This is a genomic window from Bacillus xiapuensis (assembly GCF_002797355.1).
Lineage (GTDB): Bacteria > Bacillota > Bacilli > Bacillales > Domibacillaceae > Bacillus_CE > Bacillus_CE xiapuensis.
This window is the reverse complement of sequence record NZ_KZ454939.1, coordinates 1,895,370-1,919,728: the sequence shown is the minus strand read 5'-3', so window position 1 is coordinate 1,919,728 and position 24,359 is coordinate 1,895,370. Positions and strand designations below refer to the sequence as shown.

25 protein-coding genes are annotated in these 24,359 nt (G+C 44.2%); 18 read left to right on the top strand and 7 right to left on the bottom strand.

Translation table 11 applies throughout. From position 1 onward, the window contains the following. Nucleotides 1-37: 37 nt before the first annotated feature. The 5 genes from rpoD (at nucleotide 38) to CEF20_RS09560 (ending at nucleotide 4,274) form a co-directional block, all read left to right on the top strand. Entirely contained in the window at nucleotides 38-1,159 is a 1,122-nt protein-coding gene (gene rpoD, locus CEF20_RS09580) for an RNA polymerase sigma factor RpoD (RefSeq protein WP_100331595.1), read from the top strand. A gap of 87 nt (nucleotides 1,160-1,246) precedes the next feature. After that, nucleotides 1,247-1,777 (top strand): hypothetical protein, encoded by a 531-nt coding sequence (locus CEF20_RS09575; RefSeq protein ID WP_100331594.1) that lies wholly within the window; start codon nucleotides 1,247-1,249, stop codon nucleotides 1,775-1,777. A gap of 200 nt (nucleotides 1,778-1,977) precedes the next feature. Beyond that, entirely contained in the window at nucleotides 1,978-2,346 is a 369-nt protein-coding gene (cccA, locus tag CEF20_RS09570) for a cytochrome c550 (RefSeq protein ID WP_100331593.1), read from the top strand. A 103-nt stretch (nucleotides 2,347-2,449) separates the two neighbouring features. Then, nucleotides 2,450-3,178 (top strand): tRNA (adenine(22)-N(1))-methyltransferase, encoded by a 729-nt coding sequence (locus CEF20_RS09565; protein WP_100331592.1) that lies wholly within the window; start codon nucleotides 2,450-2,452, stop codon nucleotides 3,176-3,178. Continuing rightward, on the top strand, nucleotides 3,156-4,274 hold the full coding sequence (locus tag CEF20_RS09560; protein ID WP_100331591.1) for a Nif3-like dinuclear metal center hexameric protein: 1,119 nt from the start codon (nucleotides 3,156-3,158) through the stop codon (nucleotides 4,272-4,274). Before CEF20_RS09565 ends, CEF20_RS09560 begins: the two co-directional genes overlap by 23 nt. Nucleotides 4,275-4,418: 144 nt before the next feature. On the opposite strand, the gene CEF20_RS09555 is transcribed toward CEF20_RS09560, so the two are convergent. Continuing rightward, on the bottom strand, nucleotides 4,419-5,375 hold the full coding sequence (locus CEF20_RS09555) for a 4-hydroxy-3-methylbut-2-enyl diphosphate reductase (protein ID WP_100331590.1): 957 nt from the start codon (nucleotides 5,373-5,375) through the stop codon (nucleotides 4,419-4,421). Between the two features lie 91 nt (nucleotides 5,376-5,466). Then, a complete protein-coding gene (locus CEF20_RS09550; protein WP_232713424.1) occupies nucleotides 5,467-5,946 on the bottom strand; it encodes a YqfQ family protein in 480 nt (159 codons plus the stop codon). Nucleotides 5,947-6,210: 264 nt separating this feature from the next. Between CEF20_RS09550 and CEF20_RS09545 the strand changes: the two genes are divergently transcribed. After that, the gene (locus tag CEF20_RS09545; protein WP_198508485.1) at nucleotides 6,211-7,533 is read left to right on the top strand and encodes a DEAD/DEAH box helicase; all 1,323 of its coding nucleotides are present in this window, start codon (nucleotides 6,211-6,213) and stop codon (nucleotides 7,531-7,533) included. Nucleotides 7,534-7,628: 95 nt separating this feature from the next. Further along, nucleotides 7,629-8,525: a deoxyribonuclease IV gene (locus tag CEF20_RS09540; protein WP_100331587.1), complete on the top strand. Its 897-nt coding sequence runs from the start codon at nucleotides 7,629-7,631 to the stop codon at nucleotides 8,523-8,525. Nucleotides 8,526-8,575: 50 nt separating this feature from the next. Here CEF20_RS09540 and CEF20_RS09535 read toward each other — a convergent pair whose 3' ends face one another. Next, a complete protein-coding gene (locus CEF20_RS09535) occupies nucleotides 8,576-8,830 on the bottom strand; it encodes a DUF2624 domain-containing protein (protein ID WP_100331586.1) in 255 nt (84 codons plus the stop codon). Nucleotides 8,831-8,926: 96 nt separating this feature from the next. On the opposite strand from CEF20_RS09535, the gene CEF20_RS09530 reads away from it, so the two are divergent. The 4 genes from CEF20_RS09530 to CEF20_RS09515 all read left to right on the top strand — a co-directional run bounded on the left by CEF20_RS09530 (nucleotide 8,927) and on the right by CEF20_RS09515 (nucleotide 11,990). After that, the gene (locus CEF20_RS09530; protein WP_100331585.1) at nucleotides 8,927-9,799 is read left to right on the top strand and encodes a YitT family protein; all 873 of its coding nucleotides are present in this window, start codon (nucleotides 8,927-8,929) and stop codon (nucleotides 9,797-9,799) included. Nucleotides 9,800-9,910: 111 nt separating this feature from the next. Then, nucleotides 9,911-10,699: a metal ABC transporter ATP-binding protein gene (locus CEF20_RS09525; protein WP_100331584.1), complete on the top strand. Its 789-nt coding sequence runs from the start codon at nucleotides 9,911-9,913 to the stop codon at nucleotides 10,697-10,699. Next, entirely contained in the window at nucleotides 10,696-11,532 is an 837-nt protein-coding gene (locus tag CEF20_RS09520) for a metal ABC transporter permease (RefSeq protein WP_100331583.1), read from the top strand. Before CEF20_RS09525 ends, CEF20_RS09520 begins: the two co-directional genes overlap by 4 nt. Nucleotides 11,533-11,546: 14 nt before the next feature. Next, nucleotides 11,547-11,990: a Fur family transcriptional regulator gene (locus CEF20_RS09515; protein ID WP_100331582.1), complete on the top strand. Its 444-nt coding sequence runs from the start codon at nucleotides 11,547-11,549 to the stop codon at nucleotides 11,988-11,990. A 195-nt stretch (nucleotides 11,991-12,185) separates the two neighbouring features. Here CEF20_RS09515 and CEF20_RS09510 read toward each other — a convergent pair whose 3' ends face one another. Beyond that, complete coding sequence (locus CEF20_RS09510; protein WP_100331581.1) at nucleotides 12,186-12,767, bottom strand: hypothetical protein; 582 nt, start codon at nucleotides 12,765-12,767, stop codon at nucleotides 12,186-12,188. Nucleotides 12,768-12,916: 149 nt separating this feature from the next. Between CEF20_RS09510 and CEF20_RS09505 the strand changes: the two genes are divergently transcribed. Beyond that, entirely contained in the window at nucleotides 12,917-13,279 is a 363-nt protein-coding gene (locus CEF20_RS09505) for a DUF4190 domain-containing protein (protein WP_232713423.1), read from the top strand. A 33-nt stretch (nucleotides 13,280-13,312) separates the two neighbouring features. On the opposite strand, the gene ispG is transcribed toward CEF20_RS09505, so the two are convergent. The 3 genes from ispG to CEF20_RS09490 all read right to left on the bottom strand — a co-directional run bounded on the left by ispG (nucleotide 13,313) and on the right by CEF20_RS09490 (nucleotide 15,903). After that, nucleotides 13,313-14,404, bottom strand: a complete 1,092-nt coding sequence (ispG, locus tag CEF20_RS09500) for a flavodoxin-dependent (E)-4-hydroxy-3-methylbut-2-enyl-diphosphate synthase (RefSeq protein ID WP_100331579.1) — start codon at nucleotides 14,402-14,404, stop codon at nucleotides 13,313-13,315. Nucleotides 14,405-14,506: 102 nt separating this feature from the next. Beyond that, nucleotides 14,507-14,833, bottom strand: coding sequence for a LysM peptidoglycan-binding domain-containing protein (locus tag CEF20_RS09495; protein WP_100331578.1), 327 nt, complete (start codon nucleotides 14,831-14,833; stop codon nucleotides 14,507-14,509). A gap of 281 nt (nucleotides 14,834-15,114) precedes the next feature. Beyond that, nucleotides 15,115-15,903, bottom strand: coding sequence for a DUF1189 domain-containing protein (locus CEF20_RS09490; protein ID WP_100331577.1), 789 nt, complete (start codon nucleotides 15,901-15,903; stop codon nucleotides 15,115-15,117). A gap of 206 nt (nucleotides 15,904-16,109) precedes the next feature. Between CEF20_RS09490 and CEF20_RS09485 the strand changes: the two genes are divergently transcribed. From CEF20_RS09485 to pstC, 6 genes are all read left to right on the top strand, one after another. Next, the gene (locus CEF20_RS09485) at nucleotides 16,110-17,744 is read left to right on the top strand and encodes a Na/Pi cotransporter family protein (RefSeq protein WP_100331576.1); all 1,635 of its coding nucleotides are present in this window, start codon (nucleotides 16,110-16,112) and stop codon (nucleotides 17,742-17,744) included. Between the two features lie 171 nt (nucleotides 17,745-17,915). Beyond that, on the top strand, nucleotides 17,916-18,524 hold the full coding sequence (gene sodA, locus CEF20_RS09480; protein ID WP_100331575.1) for a superoxide dismutase SodA: 609 nt from the start codon (nucleotides 17,916-17,918) through the stop codon (nucleotides 18,522-18,524). Nucleotides 18,525-18,631: 107 nt separating this feature from the next. Continuing rightward, the gene (locus CEF20_RS09475; protein WP_100331574.1) at nucleotides 18,632-19,861 is read left to right on the top strand and encodes an MFS transporter; all 1,230 of its coding nucleotides are present in this window, start codon (nucleotides 18,632-18,634) and stop codon (nucleotides 19,859-19,861) included. A gap of 156 nt (nucleotides 19,862-20,017) precedes the next feature. Next, on the top strand, nucleotides 20,018-22,153 hold the full coding sequence (locus CEF20_RS09470) for a peptidoglycan D,D-transpeptidase FtsI family protein (protein WP_232713485.1): 2,136 nt from the start codon (nucleotides 20,018-20,020) through the stop codon (nucleotides 22,151-22,153). A gap of 161 nt (nucleotides 22,154-22,314) precedes the next feature. Next, nucleotides 22,315-23,289: a PstS family phosphate ABC transporter substrate-binding protein gene (locus tag CEF20_RS09465; RefSeq protein ID WP_100331573.1), complete on the top strand. Its 975-nt coding sequence runs from the start codon at nucleotides 22,315-22,317 to the stop codon at nucleotides 23,287-23,289. A gap of 93 nt (nucleotides 23,290-23,382) precedes the next feature. Continuing rightward, nucleotides 23,383-24,351, top strand: a complete 969-nt coding sequence (gene pstC, locus CEF20_RS09460; protein ID WP_100331572.1) for a phosphate ABC transporter permease subunit PstC — start codon at nucleotides 23,383-23,385, stop codon at nucleotides 24,349-24,351. The last annotated feature ends 8 nt before the right edge of the window (nucleotides 24,352-24,359 follow it).

The following is a 24,359-nucleotide window of genomic DNA, read 5'->3' as shown; positions in this document are numbered from 1 at the left end:
TCCGTATTAGGCAAGGATGTTGGAAGGAGGGGGACAGATGGCTGAAAAGTCAACACGTTCCAAAGAAACTGAAGTAACATTAGAAAGAGCAAAGGAAAAAATTGTAGAATTAGGGAAAAAGCGGGGGAAGCTATCCTATGACTACGTCGCTGATAAATTATCACCTTTTGATGTCGAATCCGACCAAATGGATGAATTTTACGAGTATTTAGGTGAACAAGGAATCGATATCAACAACGATGAAGACGACGAAAATCCAAATCCGCATGAGCTTGAAAAAGAAAACGAAGAAGAGTTCGACCTGAATGATCTTAGTGTCCCTCCTGGCGTAAAGATCAATGATCCCGTGAGAATGTACTTAAAGGAAATCGGGCGCGTCGATCTGCTGTCTGCCGATGAGGAAATCGAGCTGGCTACCCGCATTGAACAAGGCGATGAAGAAGCTAAACGCCGTCTGGCCGAGGCCAATTTACGCTTGGTTGTCAGCATTGCCAAGCGCTATGTAGGACGGGGAATGCTCTTTTTAGATTTAATCCAAGAAGGCAATATGGGCTTAATCAAAGCCGTTGAGAAATTCGATTACCGCAAAGGTTTTAAATTCAGCACGTATGCTACATGGTGGATTCGCCAGGCAATTACGCGGGCGATTGCTGACCAGGCAAGAACCATCCGGATTCCTGTTCACATGGTGGAGACGATCAACAAGCTTATTCGAGTTCAAAGACAGCTGCTTCAAGATCTCGGACGTGAACCTACTCCTGAAGAAATAGCTGAAGAGATGGATCTGACACCGGAAAAGGTTCGCGAAATCCTGAAGATTGCGCAAGAACCGGTTTCTTTAGAAACGCCCATCGGCGAAGAGGACGATTCACATTTAGGTGATTTTATCGAAGATCAAGAAGCCACATCACCATCTGAGCATGCTGCATACGAACTTTTAAAGGAACAGCTTGAAGATGTGCTTGATACCTTAACGGACCGTGAAGAAAATGTCCTTCGCTTACGATTCGGGCTGGACGATGGACGTACGCGCACACTTGAAGAAGTTGGCAAAGTGTTCGGTGTCACTAGAGAACGCATCCGCCAAATTGAAGCTAAAGCGCTGCGCAAGCTCCGCCATCCGAGCCGCAGTAAACGGCTGAAAGATTTCCTGGAATAAAATGGGTTTCAAATAGTTTACTTCTTACGGAAGTAAACTATTTTTTTACAAAAAAACGGCATTAAATGAGTCAGGATGTGATGCGCGATGGATGATAAAACTAAGATTATTATTAAAGAAATATTGTTTTGGAAGGAAAACCATATGCTTCCCGAACAATATTGTGATTATTTGCTTGCACTTTATCGCCAAGGGGAAGAACGGCCGGAAATGCACGCTAAAGAGAAGCCTTCCAGAAGAATGGCGCTTGCCAGCTTCTTCGTTTCCCTAGCGGTTTTGCTGATTTCTGTATTTGTCCTATATTGTACTGAATTGTCTATTCCTTTGCAAACAGCGATTTTGGCAATTTTTGTCGCATTGCTTTTAGGCGGCGGAATTTATTTTTTAAAAAAAGGAATTCTGATTCCAATTTTTTATGTAGCAGCTGCCATATTATTACTTGTATGCTCGGTAGAATTACATGACAGAATAAATGGCAGCGGCGGCTTTTCTCTTTACGCGCTTCTTTTTGCCAACTGTGTGCTGTGGTGGGGGGCAGGAAAGAAGCTTGATTTGATCTATTTCACCAACTCCTCCTGGGTGGGAGCCTTTTTATTACTTATTTTTATTTTTATATAATAAAAAAAAGAATTTTGAATAAGGATATAGATAAACACGCTGCTTCTTTTTATGTTTAATCAGCAAATGCAGAGTTGTTTATATGAGAAAAGGGAAAAAAGTTCTATGTAAGGGCTTTTCGTCTCTCTGCTTTTACAGTAAAATAGTAAGTGTTTGTATGTTTTATTTGTTATTTATATACATATAAGGGAGGTTAGGAAATGAATCGCAATCCAGTTATTCCATTTTTGCTAATTATGGTATTTGGTATCGGCCTGATTTTCTTCCTTTCTTTAGACGGTCTGGATAACTCTAAAGAAATGGCCAAAGACAAAGAAGACAAAGGGAAAACAGAACAAGCTGAAGGCGGAGAGTTTGACCCGGAAGGCTTCTACAAACAGACTTGTATGGGGTGTCACGGCGGGAACTATGAAGGCGGCTCCGGTCCGGCGTTGAAAGGGGTCGGCGAGAAACTTTCTAAAGATGAAATTAAAGATGTGCTGATCAACGGACGCGGTGCGATGCCTGGGGGGCTTGTGCCGGCTGAGAACGCCGACGCGATGGCTGATTGGGTCAGCAAGCTTAAATAATAGTGAATAAAGTTCTTTGCCTGGGGCAAAGAGCTTTTTTTATTGGCGGGTTTTGTTTAAAATGTTTATGAGATAACAGAAGAAAGATAAAAGTGGTGACCGAATGAATATTAATCAATTGTCAAAGAGGTTAACAGCCGTGGCTAAACGAATTCCGGAGCAGGCGGTCGTGGCAGATATCGGCTCAGATCATGCCTATTTGCCTTGCTATGCAGTGAAAAAAGGGCTGGCGAAAAAAGCGATAGCAGGAGAAGTCGCCGATGGCCCGTTTCGTGCAGCTGAGCAGCAGGTAAGAGAAGCCGGCTTAGAAGCGTTCATTGAGGTCCGAAAAGGAAACGGACTGGAAGTGATCGATCCTCAAGAAGCGGATTGCATAACGATTGCCGGCATGGGGGGCGCGCTGATTGTCTCCATTCTGCAGGCAGGACATTTGAAGCTTGAAGGAGTAAAACGCCTGATTTTACAGCCTAATATCGGAGCCGAGCACATCCGCCAGTGGCTGATCGACCATCACTGGGAGCTGATGGAGGAAGAAATAATTGAAGAAGACGGAAAAATTTATGAGATATTAATGGCGGAAAAAGGTGAGCCGCTGCGTCCGTATCAAAAAAACCGGGAACAAGCCATCCTTTTGGGTCCATTTTTGCTGAAGAATAAAAATGAAGCGTTCAAGAAGAAATGGACAAGGGAAGCGGCTCAGCTGGAAGCCGTTTTAAAAAATTTAGAAAAAGCGGGAGACCGAGGAGCTGCTGCGAAGAAAAAACAGCAGGTTTTGTATACCCTGCAGCTGATTAAGGAGGCGATTTCCAATGAAAAAAGCAAATGGTCATGAGGTCATTCAACTGTTTGAACAGTTTTCTCCTAAAAAATATGCCATGGAAGGAGATAAGATCGGCTTGCAGATCGGCCGCTTAAACCAGCCGGTTGAACGTGTGCTGATCGCGCTGGATGTGCTGGAGGAAGTGGTGGATGAAGCCATCGCCAAGCGCGTTCAATTAATTATTGCCCATCATCCGATCATTTTTCGGCCGCTGAAATCACTGATTACTAGTGAACCGGCAGGAAGAGTGATTGAGAAGTTGATCAAACACGATATTGCGGTGTATGCGGCTCATACCAATCTCGATGTCGCTAAAGGAGGCGTGAACGATCTGTTGGCAGAAGCGCTGGAATTGCAGAGTCCTGAAGTGCTTGTGCCGACATTTGCTGAGCGTTTAAAGAAGCTGGCTGTGTTTGTACCTGAAACCCACGAAGATGCCGTGAGAGAGGCGATGGGGACTGCGGGTGCGGGCTTTATAGGCGAGTACAGCCACTGCTCGTTCACTTCTCAGGGCACAGGGCGTTTTTTGCCGCGGGCCGGTGCGAATCCGTATATTGGACAGCCTGGTAAGAGCGAAGAGGTCGCGGAGGTGAAGATTGAAACGGTTTATCCGGAAAGCTTGGAGAAGAAAGTGCTTGCGGCAATGCTGAAGGCGCACCCTTATGAAGAGGTGGCATATGATCTTTACCCGCTGGCCAATCAAGCAGAAACGCTGGGGATTGGCCGAATCGGAAAGCTGGAAAAGGAGATGACCCTGCGCGAATTTGCGGACTTTGTGAAAGAAAAGCTTGATGTCAAAGGTGTGCGAGTGGTTGGGGAATTAACTGATAAAGTGAAAAAAGTAGCGGTGCTGGGCGGCGATGGAAATAAGTATTTTCAAACGGCCAAATTTAAAGGAGCCGATGTGTATGTCACAGGCGACTTTTACTATCATACCGCTCATGATGCTCTGGCGGCCGGTTTAAATATCATTGATCCCGGTCATAATGTGGAAAAAGTGATGAAAGCAGGCACGGCCAAGAAAATGAAGGAACTGGCGGCCGGGAAAGGACTTGATGTAGAATTTATCGCTTCCAGTGTTCATACCGACCCGTTTACTTTTCTGTAAGAAAAGGCTGAAAAGCCGCATCGATTCTGTTCTTTTGCTTAAAAATAGTACAGACAAAGTCATTGCAGACTTCATCTGTACTCCGAGGCTGATTCTTCCAGGATCAGCCCTTTTGCAGTCGTTGTTGGATAACAGGATGCGGCCTCAGCGGGTTTTTAAAGCAGATTTTTTTACTTTTGGCAGTATTTTATTGATCGGTACTTTTTTCTCCCGGACCCACGTGTTTTGATCCTGCGGGTCAAACCTCTCAAGAAACTGGATCACTTCTTTCACGATTGGAGTGGGGGTAGAAGCACCTGCTGTTACAGCCGCTATTTTAGCGTTCTGCAGCCACTCAATTTGAATTTCTGAAACATCGGATACACGGTAGGCTTTTGTTCCGGCAATTTCTTCAGATACTTGAGCCAGCCGGTTAGAGTTATTGCTTTTGGGATCGCCGACGACAATGAGAACATCCGCTTCTCCCGCTTGCTCGGCTACTGCTTCCTGACGCACTTGGGTGGCCAGACAAATCTCCTTGTGCATCTCAGCGTGAGGATATCTTTCTTTAATTCTGTCCATAATATCCGCGACATCCCATTGGCTCATTGTTGTTTGATTCGTTACGATAATTTTAGAGCTTTTTATGGTCAGTCTGTCAACATCGTCCGCTTTTTCAACTAAGTGAACGATATCCGGTGCAACACCGACAGCCCCTTCTGGCTCGGGATGCCCTTTTTTTCCTATATAAATAACTTCGTAGCCTTCTGCTTTTTTTTCCCGGATTAAATCATGCGTTTTCGTCACATCAGGGCAAGTGGCATCAATGGTCACAAGGTTTTTTTGTTTGGCCAGCTCCCGCACCTCAGGAGATACGCCGTGAGCTGTGAAGATGACAGTGCCTTCCTTCACTTGCTCCAGGATTTCTTTGCGGTTGCTTCCGTCCAGTGTAATGATTCCTTCTTCCTTAAAAGCATCTGTCACATGCTGGTTATGAACGATCATTCCAAGAATATAAATCGGGCGCGGCAAGCTTTTATCCAAGGCGGCGTTCCGGGCAATCACCATCGCGTCTACAACGCCGTAGCAGTACCCTCTCGGGGCAATCTTAATTATATCCATTCAAAGAATCCTCCTATACTCTTCATCGGAAGCTGTATTCCATATTTATTATATAGGAGGAAGACTGGCATGAAAAGCAAGCCGCTGTCAACTATACATAAAGCTTCGGTGTAGACCGGCCGTTATGATTGGAGCGCTCCGGCATTTCTTCCGAATCCTCTTCTTTTTTCTTTTTTGCCCCGTCTGAGGTTGATTCAGGAAGAGTAGGGGGATCGTTTTTTGTACTCTTGGGTTTGGCTGCCTGATCCTTTTCTTCTTTGCTGCTTTCTTCTTCCTGATCAGGAAGGGATTTCAGCCCGCGGTACAGCTTCCACATTGAAGGCAGATTTTTTACTAGCGGACCGTATTGTTCAACAAGCGGTCCCACTTGCTGGACGGTATTTAAAAATTGCTGGGTATTGGAAAGGATTTGCTGAAAGTTCGCTGGGTTTGATAGTTTTTGGGCGGCGGATCCTGCCGCAGATGCACCTTGGCGTTCGAATCCGGTCATGGGCATATTGCCGCCGCGCGATCCTTGAAGCAAGCGGCCGAGCAATCCTTGCCCGCTTCTCCTTGGCGCCATGGGCGTCATTCTGCTCGGGTACGGCCGCGCCGCAGACGGAGCAGAATAGTACGATGGATAAGAGCGCTGCGAGGGCGGAAATGGAGGCATGGCATTCAGTCCTTTCAAAGTATTCTATCTCTTAGTTATAGTATGCGGGCATGAAAAAAACGTTTAATTAATGAGAAAGGAAAAATAACGAAAAATATGGATAAGCTTTGCTTTCTTCAATCGTTTAGTATATGATACAAAATGGAGAAAAAGGTTTGTTTTAAGCCAAAAGGAGTGTCAAGATTGACCAATCAGAAGTTTGAGCAATATGGCTTTCAGCCATTTATTTATAAAGGTCTTAAAGAGCTCGGTTTTTGTGAGCCGACGGAAATTCAAGAAAGAATCATTCCCCTGGTTATAAAAGGAAAGAGTGCGATCGGCCAGTCGCAAACGGGCACGGGGAAAACGCATGCCTATATTCTTCCGATTCTGGAAAGGGTTGACCCCTCAAAGAAAGAGGTTCAGGCGGTCATCACAGCACCGACAAGAGAGCTTGCCGATCAAATTTACAAAGAGATTTTGAAACTGGTCCGATTTTCCGATGAGGAAGTGATGGTGCGCTGTTACATGGGGGGAACGGACAAACAGCGGGACATCGATAAGCTGAAAAAGCAGCCCCATATCGTTGTCGGCACACCAGGAAGGATTAATGATCTCGTTAAGGAGCAGGCCCTATTTGTCCACCGAACGGCTGTTTTGGTCATTGATGAAGCGGATCTCATGCTGGATATGGGGTTTATTGTCGATGTGGATCAGATTGCTGGCAAAATGCCTCAGCAGCTGCAAATGCTTGTCTTCTCGGCAACGATTCCTGAAAAGCTGAAGCCGTTTTTAAGAAAATATATGGAAAATCCGGAGTATGTCCGAATTCAGCCGAAGCATATTTCAGCGGAAAACATTGAGCATATGCTGGTGCCGCAAAAAAGCCGCGAAAAAATTGACTTGCTTTATGACATGCTGCGAGCCTACAATCCGTATTTAGCGGTTGTCTTTACCAACACGAAACAAAAAGCGGACGAGGTAGCCGACGAATTATTGGAAAAAGGGCTTAAAGTCGGGCGGATTCATGGGGATATGACGCCTAGAGAACGGAAAAAAATGATGAAGCAAATTCGCGAGCTGGACTTTCAGTATATCGTCGCTACCGATTTAGCGGCGCGAGGCATTGATATTGAAGGTGTCAGTCATGTCATTAACTATGAACTGCCGCGGGATCTTGATTTCTACATTCACAGAGCTGGACGAACAGCCCGGGCTGGATACTCAGGCGTGTGTGCGACCATTTACACTCCTAGTGACGAGGATGCTCTCGTCCGTTTAGAAAAGATGGGGATTACTTTTGGCCACAGCGACCTTCGCCGCGGAGAGTGGATTGAATTGAACGACCGCAATCAGCGTAAAAAGCGGGAGAAAACAGCTGATGAGATCGACTTAAAAGCAAAATCAATTGTCAGAAAGCCAAAGAAAGTCAAGCCGGGCTATAAGAAGAAAATGCAGCGGGAAATGACCCAATTTAAAAAGCGTGAGCGCCGGCTAAAAGGGAAGAATAACAGCCAAAAGAAATAAGTCCAGAAAGCAAGGCCTGCCGTCGCGGGCCTTCTTTGCTGGATAAATCATAAGAAATTTAGTAAAATAGTGAAAGAGGTAAAGGAGAGGTACATATGTTGAAAATAGGCTCACATGTGTCAATGAGCGGAAAAAAAATGCTTCTGGGCGCCAGTGAAGAAGCGGCATCTTATGGAGCTAACACGTTTATGATCTATACCGGTGCTCCCCAGAATACCCGGAGAAAGAAGATTGAAGACCTGAATATTGAACTAGGTCAGCGCCATATGGAGGAACATGGGATGTCGGATATCATCGTGCATGCTCCTTATATTATTAATATTGCCAACACTAAAAATCCTGCCACATTTGAATTAGGGGTCTCCTTTCTTCGTTCGGAAATCGAGCGGACAGAAGCTCTGGGCGCTAAGCAGATCGTTCTTCATCCCGGCGCTCATGTCGGCGCGGGAACAGAAGCGGGGATTCAGAAAATTATTGAAGGCTTAAACGAAGTGCTGACCAAAGATCTCGGTGTGCAGATCGCTTTAGAAACGATGGCAGGAAAAGGATCAGAATGCGGTTCCTCTTTTGAAGAACTGGCAATGATCCTAGATGGTGTCCATCTGAATGATAAGCTGTCTGTCTGCTTTGATACGTGTCATACGCATGATGCCGGCTACAATATCATAGAGGATTTTGATGGAGTGCTTGATCATTTCGATCGGATTATCGGGCTGGACCGAATAAAGGTTCTTCACATTAATGACAGCAAGAATGAACGGGGAGCCCGAAAAGACCGCCATGAAAATATTGGATTTGGCTATATCGGTTTTGACGCCCTCAACTATATTGTCCACCATCCTCAGCTCGAGGATCTTCCCAAAATTTTAGAAACGCCTTATGTAGGAGAAGATAAAACGACGCGCAAACCACCGTATCGATTGGAAATCGAGATGCTTCGATCCAGAACATTCGATCCCGATTTGCTTCATAAAGTGGTTTCGCCATTATAGCCATGAAGACGCCCCGCCAGTCAAAACTGCAGTTCTGCGGGGCTGTTTCTTCATGAATGGAACATCGCAAACAGCTGATTGAGCTTTTTGGCGGTCTGATCATTCGTAATGTCCGCTATCTCTCTTAATAGTTTCGCTCTTTCATCATCATTGAATAAATCAATTTTTTTGCTGCGCAGGCGGCTCGCAATTTTTTCCGCTTCTTCTCTTCTTAATGGAATGCTCAAGCCTTTGGCATACTTTAAGAGCTCATCCGCTGTAATAAATTGCGCTCTTTGGTTGATCAAATGCTGAACAAATTTCACTCGTCGTCACTCCTTTTCTTCTCTATTTAAATCTATGAGAACAAAGTGAGAAGGGTGAATCAAAAGTAAGAATAAATCATAAAAAGGAATGATGATATGCCAAAACAACATAAAAAAGAAGGCTTAACCCGCACGATTTACAGGCTGTTGATGATCTTGCTGGGAGCAACGCTGGCCGCGTTAGCTATTGAACTGTTCTTAGTGCCTAATAATATTATCGACGGCGGGGTCATTGGGGTATCCCTGATTCTCAGCTATCTATTTGAGAACCCGCTGCTGAACTTCGCAACCTTTGTTGTAGTGCTTAATATTCCTTTTCTGTATTTTGGCTATAAACAAATTGGAAAAACGTTTATGTTCTCCTCTCTGTTTGGTGTCATTTGCCTGGCTGCTGTGCAAAGCCAGCTTCATCGCATCGAAGCCTTTACAAATGAGCCCATCCTGGCTACTGTATTTGGCGGACTGATCCTCGGCGTTGGCGTCGGGCTGGTGATTCGTCATGGAGGGACTTTGGACGGCACTGAAATTCTGGGCATTTTAATGACGAAAAAGCTGCCTTTCTCTGTTGGAGAATTTGTGATGTTTATTAATATTTTTGTCTTTGGGTGGGCAGCCTTTGTATTTGGCCCTGAAAAAGCGATGTATTCGGTCATGGCTTACTATATTGCCTTCAAAGCGATTGATACTGTACTGCAGGGACTTGAAGAAACGAAGGCTTGCATTATTGTATCGGATCATTATGATGAAGTATCCGATGCGATCCTGCACCGTTTAGGACGCGGTACGACGAAGCTGCAAGGAAAAGGCGGTTACACGGATGCGGAGAAAGATGTCATTTATGTGGTGGTCACAAGGCTTGAAGTCATGAAGCTGAAAGGGATTGTCGGTGAGATTGACCCCAACGCCTTTTTAACCATTATGAATACCCAGGAAACGAAGGGGGCCCGATTTAAGTCGGCGATCCATTAATCAACATACCGGAACCTTTTCAAAGGGGTTCCGGTTTACTTTTTTAATTATTTCCTGTATACTACATTTTGTTTTTTAAATCGTAATCATTCTGAAAAAGGAGCCATTTCAATGAATCCAACATCTATCATTGAAATTAAAAACCTATCTTACCGCTATGATCGTGAACATGTGCTGGAAGATATACAATTAGCGGTCCCTAAGGGCGCTTTTTTAGGCATAGTCGGGCCTAACGGCTCGGGAAAATCTACGTTACTCAAATTAATTTTAGGATTGTTAAAGGTGCAAAAGGGGGATATCCTTCTATTCGGAGTACCGCAGCCTGCTTTTAAAGAATGGGACAAAATTGGCTTCGTTTCACAAAAAGCCAACTCTTTTAACACTGGGTTTCCTGCCACTGTCTTTGAGGTGATCGCGAGCGGCTTAACGAAACGTCTCGGATTATTTCGCCGGCTGGGCAAGAAAGAGCAGAAGGAGATTGCCGCGGCTGCTAAGGCGGTGGAAATGGAGGCTTATCTCCATCGCAATATCGGGGAACTTTCAGGAGGCCAGCAGCAGCGGGTATTTATTGCGCGGGCGATTGTGTCCAAGCCGGAAGTTTTGATTCTTGATGAACCGACCGTCGGCGTGGATAGCCAAAATGTGCAATCTTTCTATGATATGCTATCGCGCTTAAACAAACAGATGGGGATGACGCTGCTGCTCGTGACTCATGATATCGGAATGGTCAGCGATAAAGTCACCCATGTAGCCTGTTTAAATAAATATCTTTATTTTCACGGCAGCATGTCGCAGTTTGAGCACCTTGATGAATCGGATCTGTCCGAGTTATATGGGCATGGCATTCACCTTCTAGATCATCAACATGAACATGACCATTCGAAGGAGGGCCGCTTATGATTGAAGCCATCTTACGGTATGAATTCTTGCAAAACGCCATGATAACGGGGCTTATTATTGGCGTGATCGCCCCGCTGCTCGGAGCATTTATCGTGGTCAGAAGGCTATCTTTAATTGCAGACGCTCTGAGTCACGTGACGCTTGCTGGCGTGGCGGCGGGTTTATATGCCGCTCAAACATTTGTCTCGCTGGCGTGGCTGAACCCGCTGTATGTAGGGATGGCGTTTTCCTTGCTGGGTTCTATCTTTATTGAAAGACTGCGAAATGTATATCGCCATTATCAAGAATTGGCGATCCCCATTATATTGTCCGGCGGCGTGGGGGTCGGGGTGATCTTTATTTCGCTGGCCGACGGGTTTAATACGGATTTATTCAGCTATTTATTTGGGAGCGTAAGTGCGGTTAGCCGCAATGATTTATTCGTTATTATCGTGATTGCTGTGCTGGTGATGGCTTCTGTCTTTTTATTATACAAGGAATTATTCTTACTCTCCTTTGATGAAGAGCATGCCAAAGCTTCCGGTATACCGGTCAGAACGATTCACTTTGTATTTATGCTGCTTGTAGCCCTTGTGATAGCCGCTTCTATGCGTATTGTCGGTGTGCTGCTAGTGTCGGCTCTCATGACATTGCCGGTTGCCGCAAGTATCCGGATTGCAAGGGGCTTTAAGCAAACGATCGCCTATTCAGTTCTGTTTGGAGAAATAGCTGTTATAATTGGCTTAGTCAGCGCCTTTTATTTAGATTTAGCCCCGGGCGGCACGATCGTTGTTTCTTCTATCATGATTTTATTAATTGTCATTTCATTTAAAAAGTTGAGCAAACCATTTTAAAATGGGGTGGAACCATGAATTTAAGCCAAGCGATGGAGCTTTTAAAAGCAAAGGGCTATAAACAGACAGGCAAGCGGGAAGACATTCTTGCTTTATTTGCTGAACATGATAAGTATTTAACGGCTAAAGATGTCTTAGAAGCGATGAAAGCTGATTACCCTGGACTCAGCTTCGATACCATTTACCGCAATCTGGCTCTGTTTGTAGACATGGGCGTACTGGAAGAAACCGAGTTGTCCGGGGAGCGCCGTTTTCGTTTTACTTGCTCACATGATGAGCACCATCATCACTTTATTTGTCTGGCTTGCGGAAAAACAAAGGAAATTCATCTGTGCCCGATGGATCATATAGAAGAGCTTTCCGGCTGTGAAGTATCCGGCCATAAGTTTGAAATTTACGGAAAATGCCCCGAGTGTCAGGAGGAACCGGTGCAGGTGAAACGCCGCAATCCCAAATAGCGGATGCTTCTTCAATAATAAGGAAGAAACTTGGTTTATTTTGTTCAATGCTAATAGGGTTATCAGGTCCTTTTGCTGATGTGCGCTTGGATATGTTGGCAAGGGAATGGATGCAAAAACCAACGGCGGATGAGCTGCCGTTGGTTTTGTTTGCTATTGAGTGCTGAAGAATTGAAAATATAGAGATCTGCCGAGTTATTTGTTCAGCGCAGATGGACTCCAATGACGGACCCACTTTTCCGCCTGTGCCCAATTGTTGACCCGAATCACGCCATCTGGGACGGGGTCCTGATTATACGGTGTGTTAAACAGCAGAACGGGTATGTGCAGCTCCTCATGAATACTCACAGCATTATCATGCTTGTCTTCAAGAAATAAATCGACATTTAATGCTTTGGCTGCTTCCACTTTATTATGTGAACCGATTAATTCAATTCGGTCATACTGAATATCCTGATCACTGAACCATTGTTCAGTGACGCTTAGCAAGTGGTTTCTCCGAGCGCTGATAAAAAACAAGTGAAATTGTTCTTGCCAGCTTTTTAGCACTTCCTTCGCTCCTTTAGCGAGGGGAGAATGGGCATAAATGACAGGCTCGCGTTTGTCAAACCAATCCCGAAATCGATCGGCAGGAATATTTAAGGATTCTGCCAGGTCATATTGTTTAATATCATCAAGTGTGATGTCCAATGAAAAATCTTCATTGATAAAAGGGATAAGACTTGTTGGACAAGTCACCGTTCCGTCAATATCTATTCCAAAACGTTTATCTTTCATCTCGTTGGCTCCTTACTATGTTGAATCCTTTTCAAAGTGTAACATATTTTGCCGCGCTTTGTTATGAGAGAAAGAAGTGCTTTGAATAATTTCTTTTCGGCTGTAAACAATAACAATGCTCCTCAAATTTTGAAAGCGAGGGATTGTCATTGAGTAAAGAAAATAACGATCAATCTTTAGTGAATGATAAAGACAGAAGGCCCTATAGGGAAGAGACAGCGGCTGAGATCGCGGAGCCTATTCCTTTCCGCAGAGATCGTCAGGAAGATGACATCCGCCGTACAGACGTGAAGGAAGAGGATGTGCGCGATGAAGGAGGCCAAGGGTTTGGCTATGCTGGATTAATCGCTTCAATCATCGCTTTATTTGTCATGCCAGTACTATTCGGTGCGGCAGGCATAATATTAGGGTTTATGGCGAGAAGAAGAGGAGCTGCAGGAGTAGGGGGCTGGGCGATCGGCATTGGGGCAGCCGCTATTGTCTTTGGCTTATTCATCCGTCCATTCTTTTAAACGGTTCAAAAAGCCTGGCAATCGCCAGGCTTTTTATGCTTCTTGCTTCCGATAATATTCTTCGGCAATCTTATCAATTTCTTTCTTCAATTCTTCGACCATGGTCTCTTCGGGAACTTTCCGAACGGTTTTTCCTTTTCGGAACAGCAGGCCTTCTCCGCGGGCGCCGGCGATGCCAATATCCGCTTCGCGGGCTTCTCCTGGTCCGTTAACGGCGCAGCCAAGGACGGCCACTTTGATCGGCGCTTTAATTTTTTGGATATACTCCTCTACTTCATTGGCGATGCTAATTAAATCGATTTCAATACGCCCGCAAGTCGGACAGGAAATGAGTGTGGCGGCATTGGAAGATAATCCAAAAGATTTTAAGAGCTCTCTGGCCACTTTGATCTCTTCCACTGGATCAGCGCTTAAAGAAACACGCAAAGTATTGCCGATTCCTTTGCTTAGAATGGCTCCAAGGCCTGCTGCGCTTTTTACAGTGCCGGCAAATAAAGTGCCTGATTCGGTAATGCCGAGATGCAGCGGATAATCAAAAGCTCTGGCTGCTTTTTCGTATGCTTCAATGGCTAAATTTACATCCGATGCTTTCAAGGACACGATGATGTCATGAAAGTCCAAATCTTCAAGAATCTTAATATGATGGAGCGCACTTTCCACCATGCCATCGGCTGTTGGGTAGCCGTACTTTTCTAAAATGCGGCGTTCAAGACTTCCGGCATTAACTCCGATGCGAATAGGGATGCCTTTGGCTTTAGCCGCGTTGACGACCGCTTCCACTTTTTCGCGGCGTCCGATATTGCCTGGATTGATGCGGATTTTATCAGCGCCGCCTTCAATCGCTTTTAAGGCCAATTTATAGTCAAAATGGATATCAACGACCAGCGGGATATGAATTTGTCTCTTGATATCAGCAATGGCATTGGCTGCCCGTTCATCAGGACAAGCGACGCGAACGATTTGACATCCCGCTTCTTCCAGGCGATGAATTTCTGCAACTGTAGCTTCCACATCATGTGTTTTCGTTGTAGTCATACTTTGTATAAACAATTCGTTGCTGCCGCCTATGGTTAAGTTTCCAACCTTCACCGGGCGTGTTTTTGAACGATGGGTAATTTCACTCAAGGGTGGTTCGCTCCTTTATAAGATCTAATAAAAAGCTTCTTCAATGAATTATTGTATCAGTTATTGAGCAAAAATGACAAGGAAAGGAACGGCTTGTCTGTGCTAATAGACAGGGAACTTATAAGTCTGGCCAGGCTGCACGTCTTCAGGAGCCACCCCTCCATTTAATTGCTGAAAGTCCTTGACTGCTCGCTGAATAGTAACGGGCAATCCTTGAGTGTGCAATTCTTCTAAAATGGACAAAACGGTGTCGCCTCTTTTCATCTGAAGCGTTTCATACGGCTGAGCGAATGCGCGGTCAGGCGTGCTGTTTGCTTGTTCGGGCCGCTGAGCAAGGGTTTCTTTATGCGGGAGAGACCCTTTCGTTAAATCGTTCCAAATGCCGGCTGCTATGACAATCACGAGCAGAAAGAAAAGAAAGTTTTTCATGTTCTTCCCCTTTTTTCTATCAATATATGCCTGTCCAATAAAAATATGACGGGATCCTTATGTGGAAAGATGAGAAAAATGATGATCTACATAGCCTCATCCCGCCTGTAAGATGCCGTAAGACTTCCCCTTCAAAAGTAAGATGGGGAACGGAATGTCTAACTTGGAGACCGCGGCACCTAAAAGGGCGATTTGATCGGGCTTCCACGATGTGGCGTTAGCCTTTGTTCTCCTTTTCAACAGCGGGGGATGGAAAACTCCCCGCTGTTTGAGGGTTCGCGCTATTTGGCAAGCGGCGCTCTCTTAGCAGCTGGCGGCGGAATGGCTTGAACTGCGGCCAGCAGCACAGCAGATGTGATTAGCCAGTCGGCTAAAAAGCTGTACGGAAAAGAAATTCCGGCCAAGTTAAGCAGAACGAGCAGCGCAGCTGACGGTGTAAGTGCATAGGCTGCCAGACGAAAACCTTGCCGATAGGATAGCCTCCTTTTCAGAAACTGTGTAAACAGAAGGGCAATGCCGGCGAAAATGGAAACTTTAATAAATTCAACGGCCGCGATAAATAAATAATAAAGTGCCCATACTGCCGGTAAGAAAATGACTAAGTAGGATGGAAGGCTGTCAGCGGCATCGGTTATTTCTTTTTTTGTCAGAGAGTCGGAATGAAGAAGTGCGTAAGAGAAAGTCTGGACTTGTCCATTAACTGCTAACGCAAATTCCTTTCTCAGAAAACCGAAAGCCTGCTTCTCATTTTGCAAATCTTGCGGATGAACCGAGCCGGAGGGATCGAAAATAATGGCTGTTTCTCTAGCCTGCACTGCGATTGTTTCATTTGCTGCTGAAATCAGCTCACCGTCTTTGATTGCGAACTCTGGAAGGTCGGCCGCGACGGATTCCTTAAGAGCCTCCATGCCGCTTGTTGTCATAAGGCTGAAGCGGACTATAAAAGGCAAAGAAACGACAAGTGTAATGAAAAAGATATAGCCGATTGTTCGCCCGATTCCTTGAAAGCGGAACATAGCGATGGTCTTAGGGGAATATAGGCTTTTCGCAAATTGTTTCAAAATAGTCATGAGGAATCCTCCTTATACCTCTATTGTATTCAATGCATAGAAAGAACGCCATGGTTGACTTTTGTAATGTTTTTGTAATATTACTACCTTAATGTTAACGAATTGTAAATTTTTCGTTTAGATTATTTACTTATGGCTAATGTTTTATTAATAATTGTAGAGGGTTTGCAAGTTTTGTCGAATTCAATGGATTAGGAGTTGAAAACATGGAGATTAATGTCCAGGAAATGCTGTTTCAGTTTTTAGGTGGACTTGGAATATTTTTATACGGAATTAAACTGATGGGGGATGGCCTGCAGCAGGCTGCTGGAGATCGTTTGCGTGATATTTTAGACCGTTTCACGACCAATCCGATCATGGGAGTTTTAGCGGGAGTTCTTGTCACGGTTTTAATCCAAAGCAGTTCAGCGACGACCGTTATCACAGTCGGGCTTGTCAGTGCCGGGTTTATGACACTGAAGCAAGCTATCGGCGTAATTATGGGAGCGAATATCGGAACAACTATTACCGCCTTCATTATTGGAATTGATGTGGGGGAATATGCTCTGCCTATTTTAGCTCTTGGCGCAGTTCTTATTTTCTTCTTTAAAACGAAGAGAGTGCACAATATCGGAATGATCTTCTTTGGGTTTGGCGCTTTATTTTACGGCTTAGAATTAATGAGTGGCGGAATGAAGCCGTTAAGAACGCTTGAAACATTCCATGATTTAACGGTGAATATGAGTTCGAATCCGTTTTTAGGAGTAGTGGTTGGAACCATCTTTACGGTGATTGTCCAAAGCTCAAGTGCCACGATCGGTATTCTTCAAGGGCTTTTTGCTGAAAACCTGCTAGATTTAAATGCGGCAATGCCGGTTCTATTCGGAGATAATATCGGAACGACAATTACAGCTGTGCTGGCTTCTATTGGAGCATCCGTAGCGGCACGCCGGGCAGCTGCAACCCACGTGCTTTTCAATTTAATTGGAACGATGATATTCTTGCTTATTCTTCCTTTCTTCACACAGTTTATTGCCTACTTAGGCGCTGAATTGGATTTAGATCGGAAGATGATGATCGCTGTTGCGCACGGATCGTTTAATGTAACGAACACATTAATTCAACTTCCTTTTGTTGGGTTGCTTGCGGCGGTTGTTACGAAGTTAATTCCTGGAGAAGATTCGGTTGTGGAATACAAAGCGAAGCATCTTGATCCGATATTCATTGAACAATCACCTTCTATCGCGCTTGGGCAAGCGAAAGAAGAAGTCATTCGCATGGGACAATTCGCTGTCCGCGGTATGGAAGAAACCCATTTGTATTTAAAGACCAAGCAACAGAAGCATTCAGATACGGCTTACCAAATTGAAGATGCTTTAAATAATTTAGATAAGAAAATTACTAATTACTTGATTAATTTGTCCAGTGCTTCCCTTTCAGAGATGGAATCGGAAAGACATTCTTTACTGATGGACACCGTGCGCGACATTGAGAGAATCGGTGATCATTTTGAAAATATTTTAGAACTTGTGGATTATCAGCAAGCGAATAAAGTGAAAGTGACGGACAAAGCAATGGCGGATTTGGAAGAAATGTTCAAGCTGACAATCAGCACCGTTAGCAAATCCATTAAAGCACTTGATGATAATGATTCGAATTTAGCCAGAGAAGTGGCGGAGAATGAAGATTTAATTGATAAGATGGAGAGAAAGCTGCGAAAACAGCATATTTTACGATTAAACGCAGGTGATTGCACCGCCCAAGCAGGTATTGTCTTTGTTGATATCATCAGCAATCTTGAAAGAATGGGCGATCATGCGGTGAATATTGCAGAAGCGGTTCTCGAAATAAGAGGGCTGTGATGGCATAGCACATAGAAGATGTTCCTGTATTATGGAGCATCTTCTTTGCTTTTTCTAAGAGGCCACACGATATTTCATTGAGTAATTAGGCATAAAAATTGAAAGAGGGAACCGATTTTGGTACCCTAAGAAACGAAGGCAAAGAAAAATACGAAATGGGAGGAATTTATTATGGCATTTCAATTACCGGAATTACCTTACGCTTACGATGCATTAGAGCCTCATATTGACAAGGAAACCATGAATATTCACCATACGAAGCATCACAACACGTATGTAACGAAACTAAATGAGGCGCTTCAAGGCCATGATGATTTAGCCAGCAAATCTGTGGAAGAAGTAATCGCTAATCTTGATGCGGTTCCTGAAAACATTCGCACAGCTGTTCGCAACAACGGAGGCGGACATGCCAACCACTCTTTATTCTGGCAAATCCTTTCTCCAAATGGCGGCGGCGAGCCAACTGGCGAGCTAGCAGATGCGATCAATAATAAATTCGGCAGCCTGGACAAATTCAAGGATGCATTTGCCCAAGCAGCAGCTGGACGCTTCGGTTCAGGCTGGGCATGGTTAGTGGTCCATAACGGCGATCTTGAAATTACAAGCACACCAAACCAAGATTCGCCATTGATGGATGGGAAAACTCCTGTGTTAGGGCTTGATGTTTGGGAGCACGCTTACTACTTGAACTATCAAAATCGCCGTCCTGAGTACATCAAAGCTTTCTGGAATGTTGTTAACTGGGATGAAGTAGCTAAACGCTTCAGCGCAGCTAAATAATAATGGAAGTGCCGCGGACAAGCCAATTCAATTGGCTTGTCTTTTTTTCATTGTATAACTACCTCCTTTTCTCCAAAACATAAGCGAGAGAGGGGGAATACACAGGGATGTGGTTTAAAAAGTGGTTCCATCATATAGACTTGACGAAGGATTTAATGTTATTGCTTCTGATCGGAGGTCTGTATTCCCTGAGCGTGGCGTTATCCAACACTTTCGTAAACATTTATTTATGGAGGCAATCAGGCCAGTTCATCGATTTGGCCCTTTATAACCTAACGGTGGCCGCCGTACAGCCATTCGCTTTTTTTGTGGCTGGAAAATGCGCAAAAAAAGTGGATCGGGTGGTTGTTTTAAGGCTGGGAGTGACCATTCTTGGAACCTTTTATATCGCGGTGCTATCCTTCGGCGACCAAGCCTCTGAATGGATTTTTTTATTGGGCGCTTTACTTGGCTGGGGATACGGTTTTTATTGGCTGGCTTATAATGTGCTGACATTTGAAATTACTGAACCGGAAACAAGAGATTTTTTTAATGGCTTTTTCGGTACGTTATTTTCAGCGGGCGGAATGATAGGGCCTATGCTGGCCGGATTTATCATTAGCCGCTTTACCTCCCAAATCGGCTATATGATCGTGTTTGCTTTGTCACTTGCTTGCTTTTCAGCGGCTGTGGTGATCAGTCTGCTTTTAAAAAGAAGGCCTGCAAAAGGCAAGTATGAATTTCTTTTGGTGTGGCGGGAGAGAAAATGCAACAAGGATTGGAAAAGAATCACAAACGCTCATTTTTTTCAAGGCTTGAGGGAAGGGGTGTTTGTCTTTGTTATTTCGGTGTTTGTCTTTGTTACAACGGGCAGCGAGCTGGCGCTTGGAACGTACGGGCTTGTATACTCGAGCGTATCTTTTATCAGCTATTCGCTTGCTACAAGAGTGATTAGCAAACGCTTCCGTAAGCAGGTTATTTTTGCGGCTGGGCTCGTCCTTTTTTTGTCCTTGTTTATAATCGTTCCGCAGCTGACATTCGCCCGTTTGCTCATATATGCGGCTCTGATTGCTGTCGCTTATCCGTTTTTGCTAGTTCCCTACTTATCGATGACCTATGACGTAATCGGTCAAGGCAGAAAGGCGGCACAAAGGCGAATTGAGTATATGGTCGTCAGGGAAGTGTTCATTAATGCGGGGAGAATTCTATCCATTTTGATATTTATAGCAGCTGTCTCTTTTTTCGGCGAGAAACAAAGCATTCCCCTGCTGCTTCTTATTCTTGGATCCGGGCACAGCTTTATTTATTTTTGCATCAGAAAAGTGAATCTCCATCCGGCAAGAGACTTGGTGAATTGATCCAAGTCTTTTTTTCTTGTAGCTAATTGTAGAAAAAAGCTTTAAATTTGTATAGAATGAGGAGTGGATAAAAATAAATTAAGAAATCATTTGCAGAGAGGATAGTGAGCGGTGAAAAAGACAAAAAAAAGAAGAAAGACGCATGTCCCTTTTCGGATGAACATGATGTTCTTCGTTGTCTTTTTGCTTTTTTCGATATTGATTTTCAGACTGGGGATTGTACAGATTGTCCAGGGGGAAGATTATCAAAGAAAAATTGAGCGGACAGAAGATGTAACGGTAAATGCCAGCGTGCCAAGGGGAAAGATTTTTGATCGTGATGCACGAGTGATCGTGGATAATGCGCCGAAAAATGCGATTACATACACGCGCTCTAAGGGAGCGGATCCTAAGGAAATGCTGAAAACAGCCACTAAGCTTGCAGCGCTGATTGAGAAGGAAACCGATCAAGTAACCGAGCGTGACAAGAAAGATTTCTGGCTAATGAAGTATCCGGAGAAAGGCAAAAAGAAAATTACAAAAGAAGAATGGAAAAAATTTAAAGAAAATGAAATTGAAGAAAAGAAAATTTACCAAATGCAAATTGACCGCATTACAGAAGAGGATTTAAAGGATCTGACACCGAAAGAACTTGAGATATTGGCGATTTATCGTGAATTTACGAGCGGTTACGCAATGACACCGCAAATTGTCAAAAGTAAAAACGTGACCGAAAAAGAATATGCCGTCGTCAGTGAAAATCTCGCTTCTCTTCCGGGAGTGAATACGACAACGGATTGGGATCGTTTATATATGTACGAGAATACATTAAAGACGGTACTTGGCAATATTTCTTCTTCAAGAGAAGGACTGCCGAAGGAGATGGTTGATTATTACACCTCCCGGGGATATAGCCGTAATGATCGCGTTGGGAAAAGCTATATTGAATATCAATATGAAGAAATGCTTCGCGGCAAGAAAACAAAAGTGAAAAACATTACGGACAAATCGGGAAACATCTTGGATTCTGAAGTGATCCGTGAAGGCCAGCGCGGCAATGACCTTATATTAACGATCGATATGGATCTTCAGCAAGCAGTCGATCAGATTGTCGAAGAAGAACTTAGGAAAGAAAAGTCCGGATATGGACGCTATCTTCTTGACCGCGCGTTCGTAACAATGATGGACCCGAGAACAGGAGAAATTCTAGCCCTGTCAGGGAAAAAATACGAGGTGAATAACGGAAAACCCGAGATACTGGATTTTGCTTTAGGGAATTTGACGACCTCTTATGCGATGGGATCTGCCGTGAAGGGCGCAACCGTTCTGACCGGCTATATGACAGGGGCCAATGACCCGGGTGATTATATTGTGGACGAACCGTTGAGATTTAAAGACACCAATCCGAAAAGCTCGTGGTTCAACCGCGGCGGTGCCATGGGAATCAACGAAAAATATGCGCTCATGCGCTCGTCAAACGTATATATGTTTAAAACAGCGATTGAAATCGGCAAAGGAAAATACATTCCGAACGGAAGCTTAAATTTAGATTTGATGCACGGGTTCTCGACGATGCGCCGCCATTTTGGCCAATTCGGTCTTGGTGTGCCGACCGGCATTGATCTGCCTAATGAACAAATCGGCTTCCAGGGGAAAATCAATCTAGGGGAGCCGGGGAAATTGCTGGATTTCTCCATTGGCCAGTTTGATACGTATACCCCGCTGCAGCTGGCGCAATATGTCTCTACGATTGCCAATGACGGCTATCGGATGAAGCCGCATATCGTCAAGGAGATTCGCCAGCCAGCTACAGAAGCGGATAAAATCGGATCGCTCGTTAAGGAAATTCAGCCGGAAGTGATCAATCGCATCGATGTTACACCAAACGAGCTGAAGCGTGTGCAGGAAGGATTTCGAATGGTGATGAGCGGCTCACAGGGAACAGCGCGAGCTCATTTTGCCAATGCACCCTACAAGCCTGCTGGAAAAACCGGAACGGCTGAAGGGGTCTATGACGGGCCGAAGGGCGAGCAATATATAAAAAATGGCCAAACATTGCCGATGACCTGGAACGTGACGCTCGCTGCTTATGCTCCGGCGGATAATCCGGAAGTAGCGATGTCGGTGGTCGTTCCTTGGGTTTATGAAGGAAACGGCAGTTCCAGTATATCCAACATTATAGGGAGAAGAGTGCTCGATAAGTATTTCGAGCTGAAGGAAAAACGAATGAAAGAACAAACCTCTGATGTAACGGTCGATCAAAAAATTAGGACGAAAGACGATCAGCAGAGCGAAGATAAAACAGAAGAATGAAGCGGCTGACAGCACCCAGTTTCCCAACTGGGTGTTTTTTCATGCGTAAAAAATAACGATTTACAAAACATTTACATTGTATTAAAACGTATTTAATACTCCTCCGTTAATCTGTTTACAGTAGTAAAAACAACCATAAACAATCTTAGGGGGAAAAGAGAATGAAACCAGTTAAAGTTTTAGCTGTATCAGCCATGCTCGGTTCTGCGCTTGTATTAGGCGCTTGTAATGGCAATACAGACGGTGAAGGGAAGAAGGAAAGTACAGAGCAGACGGGTGAATCCGATAAGCAAATGCAAGGAAACATTCAAGTGGATGGATCTTCAACTGTTTATCCGATCATGGAAGCTGTTTCTGAAGAGTATATGATGGAACAACCTGATGTGAAAGTGACCGTCGGATTTTCTGGTACAGGCGGCGGATTTGAGAAGTTCATCGCAGGCGAAACGCAGATGAGCAATGCCTCCCGTCCAATTAAAGATGAAGAAAAAGCTTCTCTTGAAGAGAAAAAGATTGATTTCACTGAATTCAAACTTGCTTTTGACGGACTTTCCATCGTAGTGAATAAAGATAATGATTGGGTAGACCACCTAACTATTGAAGAGCTGCAAAAAATGTGGGTGGATACTGGCAAGCCAAAAAAATGGTCTGACATCCGCAAAGGCTGGCCGGACGAAGAAATTAAACTGTATTCTCCTGGAACTGATTCGGGAACTTATGATTACTTCAATGAAGTAATTCTTGAAGAAAAACAAATTGACAAAGCGGCTACATTATCAGAGGATGACAACGTGTTGGTTCAAGGTGTAACGGGCGATAAAAACGCGATTGGCTACTTCGGCTATGCTTATTACGCAGAGAACAAGGACAAGCTGAAGGTAGTTCCGGTCGATGGCGGAGAAGGTCCGGTTGAACCGACAAATGAAACAATCGAGTCTGGAAAATACTCTCCACTGTCACGTCCGCTTTTCACATACGTTGCTAACAAAGCGGTAGCAGATGAAGAATCTGTGTATGACTATATGAAATTCACTCTTGAAAACGCCGGAGCAATGGCGGAAGAAGTTGGCTACGTCAAGCTTCCTGATGAAGAATACGATAAACAATTAGAAACTTTAGAAGGATTAAAGAAATAATATAGAAATTAAAGAAATAATAAAGAATTAAAGGCTGGCGGATAAAGATTATTATTCCACAGGATGGAAAGCGTATCTGCTTTCCATCTTGTGATGGGGTTGAAAGGAGTTTTCATTTTGAAAACAGCTGAGAAACAATTGAGTCCTGTTCAGGAATTACTACAAAAAAAATATCAGAAAGGATTCCTGAACAGAAGCGAAAAAATTATACCTATCGTATTATTTTTAATGGCAGCTGTCTCAGTTTTAACAACGGTTGGCATCGTGCTGACGCTTATTTTTGAAACATTGACGTTTTTTAAAGAAGTCCCGCTGACGGAATTTTTTACAGCTAAAGAGTGGTATCCATTCTCTGCAACAGAATCAACTTATGGAATTCTCCCATTGATTGTGGGTACGTTAAAAATTACATTTATTGCGACCATTACAGCAGTGCCTATCGGATTAGCGGTCGCGGTTTATTTAAGTGAATATGCTTCCGATAGAGTAAGAAAAGTTATGAAGCCGATCCTAGAAGTATTGGCTGGTGTTCCGACGATTGTTTACGGTTTCTTTGCTCTAACGTTTGTCACACCGTTATTGCGATCTATTTTCCCTTCAGTGGAATTGTTTAACGCAATCAGCCCAGGAATTGTGGTGGGGATCATGATCATTCCAATGATCGTTTCGCTTTCAGAAGATGCATTGTCATCTGTTCCTCAAGCTGTGCGTCAAGGTGCTTTAGCGCTGGGAGCTACAAAATGGGAAATGACTTGGAGAGTGGCTTTTCCGGCGGCTTTATCAGGAATACTAGCTTCCATCGTCTTAGCTATTTCCCGGGCGATTGGCGAGACGATGATCGTTACCATTGCGGGAGGTTCAACTCCAACTGCGGAGCTGGATTTAACATCTTCTCTGCAGACGATGACATCCTATATTGTTCAAGTAAGTACGGGTGATGCCGGTTTTGGTACAACGATCTATTATAGTATTTATGCTGTCGGATTTACATTATTCCTATTTACATTGGCCATGAATATTTTAGCTCAGCGCATCTCTAAGCGTTTTAGGGAGGAGTACTAATGGAAAAC

Coding starts and splice junctions, on each gene's coding strand:
- CEF20_RS09550 (WP_232713424.1), bottom strand. CDS start 5,946: ATGACGCCCATGGCGCCAAGGAGAAGCGGGCAAGGATTGCTCGGCCGC.
- cccA (WP_100331593.1), top strand. CDS start 1,978: ATGAATCGCAATCCAGTTATTCCATTTTTGCTAATTATGGTATTTGGT.
- rpoD (WP_100331595.1), top strand. CDS start 38: ATGGCTGAAAAGTCAACACGTTCCAAAGAAACTGAAGTAACATTAGAA.
- CEF20_RS09475 (WP_100331574.1), top strand. CDS start 18,632: ATGTGGTTTAAAAAGTGGTTCCATCATATAGACTTGACGAAGGATTTA.
- CEF20_RS09540 (WP_100331587.1), top strand. CDS start 7,629: ATGTTGAAAATAGGCTCACATGTGTCAATGAGCGGAAAAAAAATGCTT.
- CEF20_RS09485 (WP_100331576.1), top strand. CDS start 16,110: ATGGAGATTAATGTCCAGGAAATGCTGTTTCAGTTTTTAGGTGGACTT.
- pstC (WP_100331572.1), top strand. CDS start 23,383: ATGGGGTTGAAAGGAGTTTTCATTTTGAAAACAGCTGAGAAACAATTG.
- CEF20_RS09495 (WP_100331578.1), bottom strand. CDS start 14,833: ATGAAAAACTTTCTTTTCTTTCTGCTCGTGATTGTCATAGCAGCCGGC.
- CEF20_RS09470 (WP_232713485.1), top strand. CDS start 20,018: ATGAACATGATGTTCTTCGTTGTCTTTTTGCTTTTTTCGATATTGATT.
- CEF20_RS09465 (WP_100331573.1), top strand. CDS start 22,315: ATGAAACCAGTTAAAGTTTTAGCTGTATCAGCCATGCTCGGTTCTGCG.
- CEF20_RS09555 (WP_100331590.1), bottom strand. CDS start 5,375: ATGGATATAATTAAGATTGCCCCGAGAGGGTACTGCTACGGCGTTGTA.
- CEF20_RS09575 (WP_100331594.1), top strand. CDS start 1,247: ATGGATGATAAAACTAAGATTATTATTAAAGAAATATTGTTTTGGAAG.
- CEF20_RS09490 (WP_100331577.1), bottom strand. CDS start 15,903: ATGACTATTTTGAAACAATTTGCGAAAAGCCTATATTCCCCTAAGACC.
- CEF20_RS09510 (WP_100331581.1), bottom strand. CDS start 12,767: ATGAAAGATAAACGTTTTGGAATAGATATTGACGGAACGGTGACTTGT.
- CEF20_RS09560 (WP_100331591.1), top strand. CDS start 3,156: ATGAAAAAAGCAAATGGTCATGAGGTCATTCAACTGTTTGAACAGTTT.
- CEF20_RS09525 (WP_100331584.1), top strand. CDS start 9,911: ATGAATCCAACATCTATCATTGAAATTAAAAACCTATCTTACCGCTAT.
- sodA (WP_100331575.1), top strand. CDS start 17,916: ATGGCATTTCAATTACCGGAATTACCTTACGCTTACGATGCATTAGAG.
- CEF20_RS09520 (WP_100331583.1), top strand. CDS start 10,696: ATGATTGAAGCCATCTTACGGTATGAATTCTTGCAAAACGCCATGATA.
- CEF20_RS09530 (WP_100331585.1), top strand. CDS start 8,927: ATGCCAAAACAACATAAAAAAGAAGGCTTAACCCGCACGATTTACAGG.
- CEF20_RS09565 (WP_100331592.1), top strand. CDS start 2,450: ATGAATATTAATCAATTGTCAAAGAGGTTAACAGCCGTGGCTAAACGA.
- CEF20_RS09515 (WP_100331582.1), top strand. CDS start 11,547: ATGAATTTAAGCCAAGCGATGGAGCTTTTAAAAGCAAAGGGCTATAAA.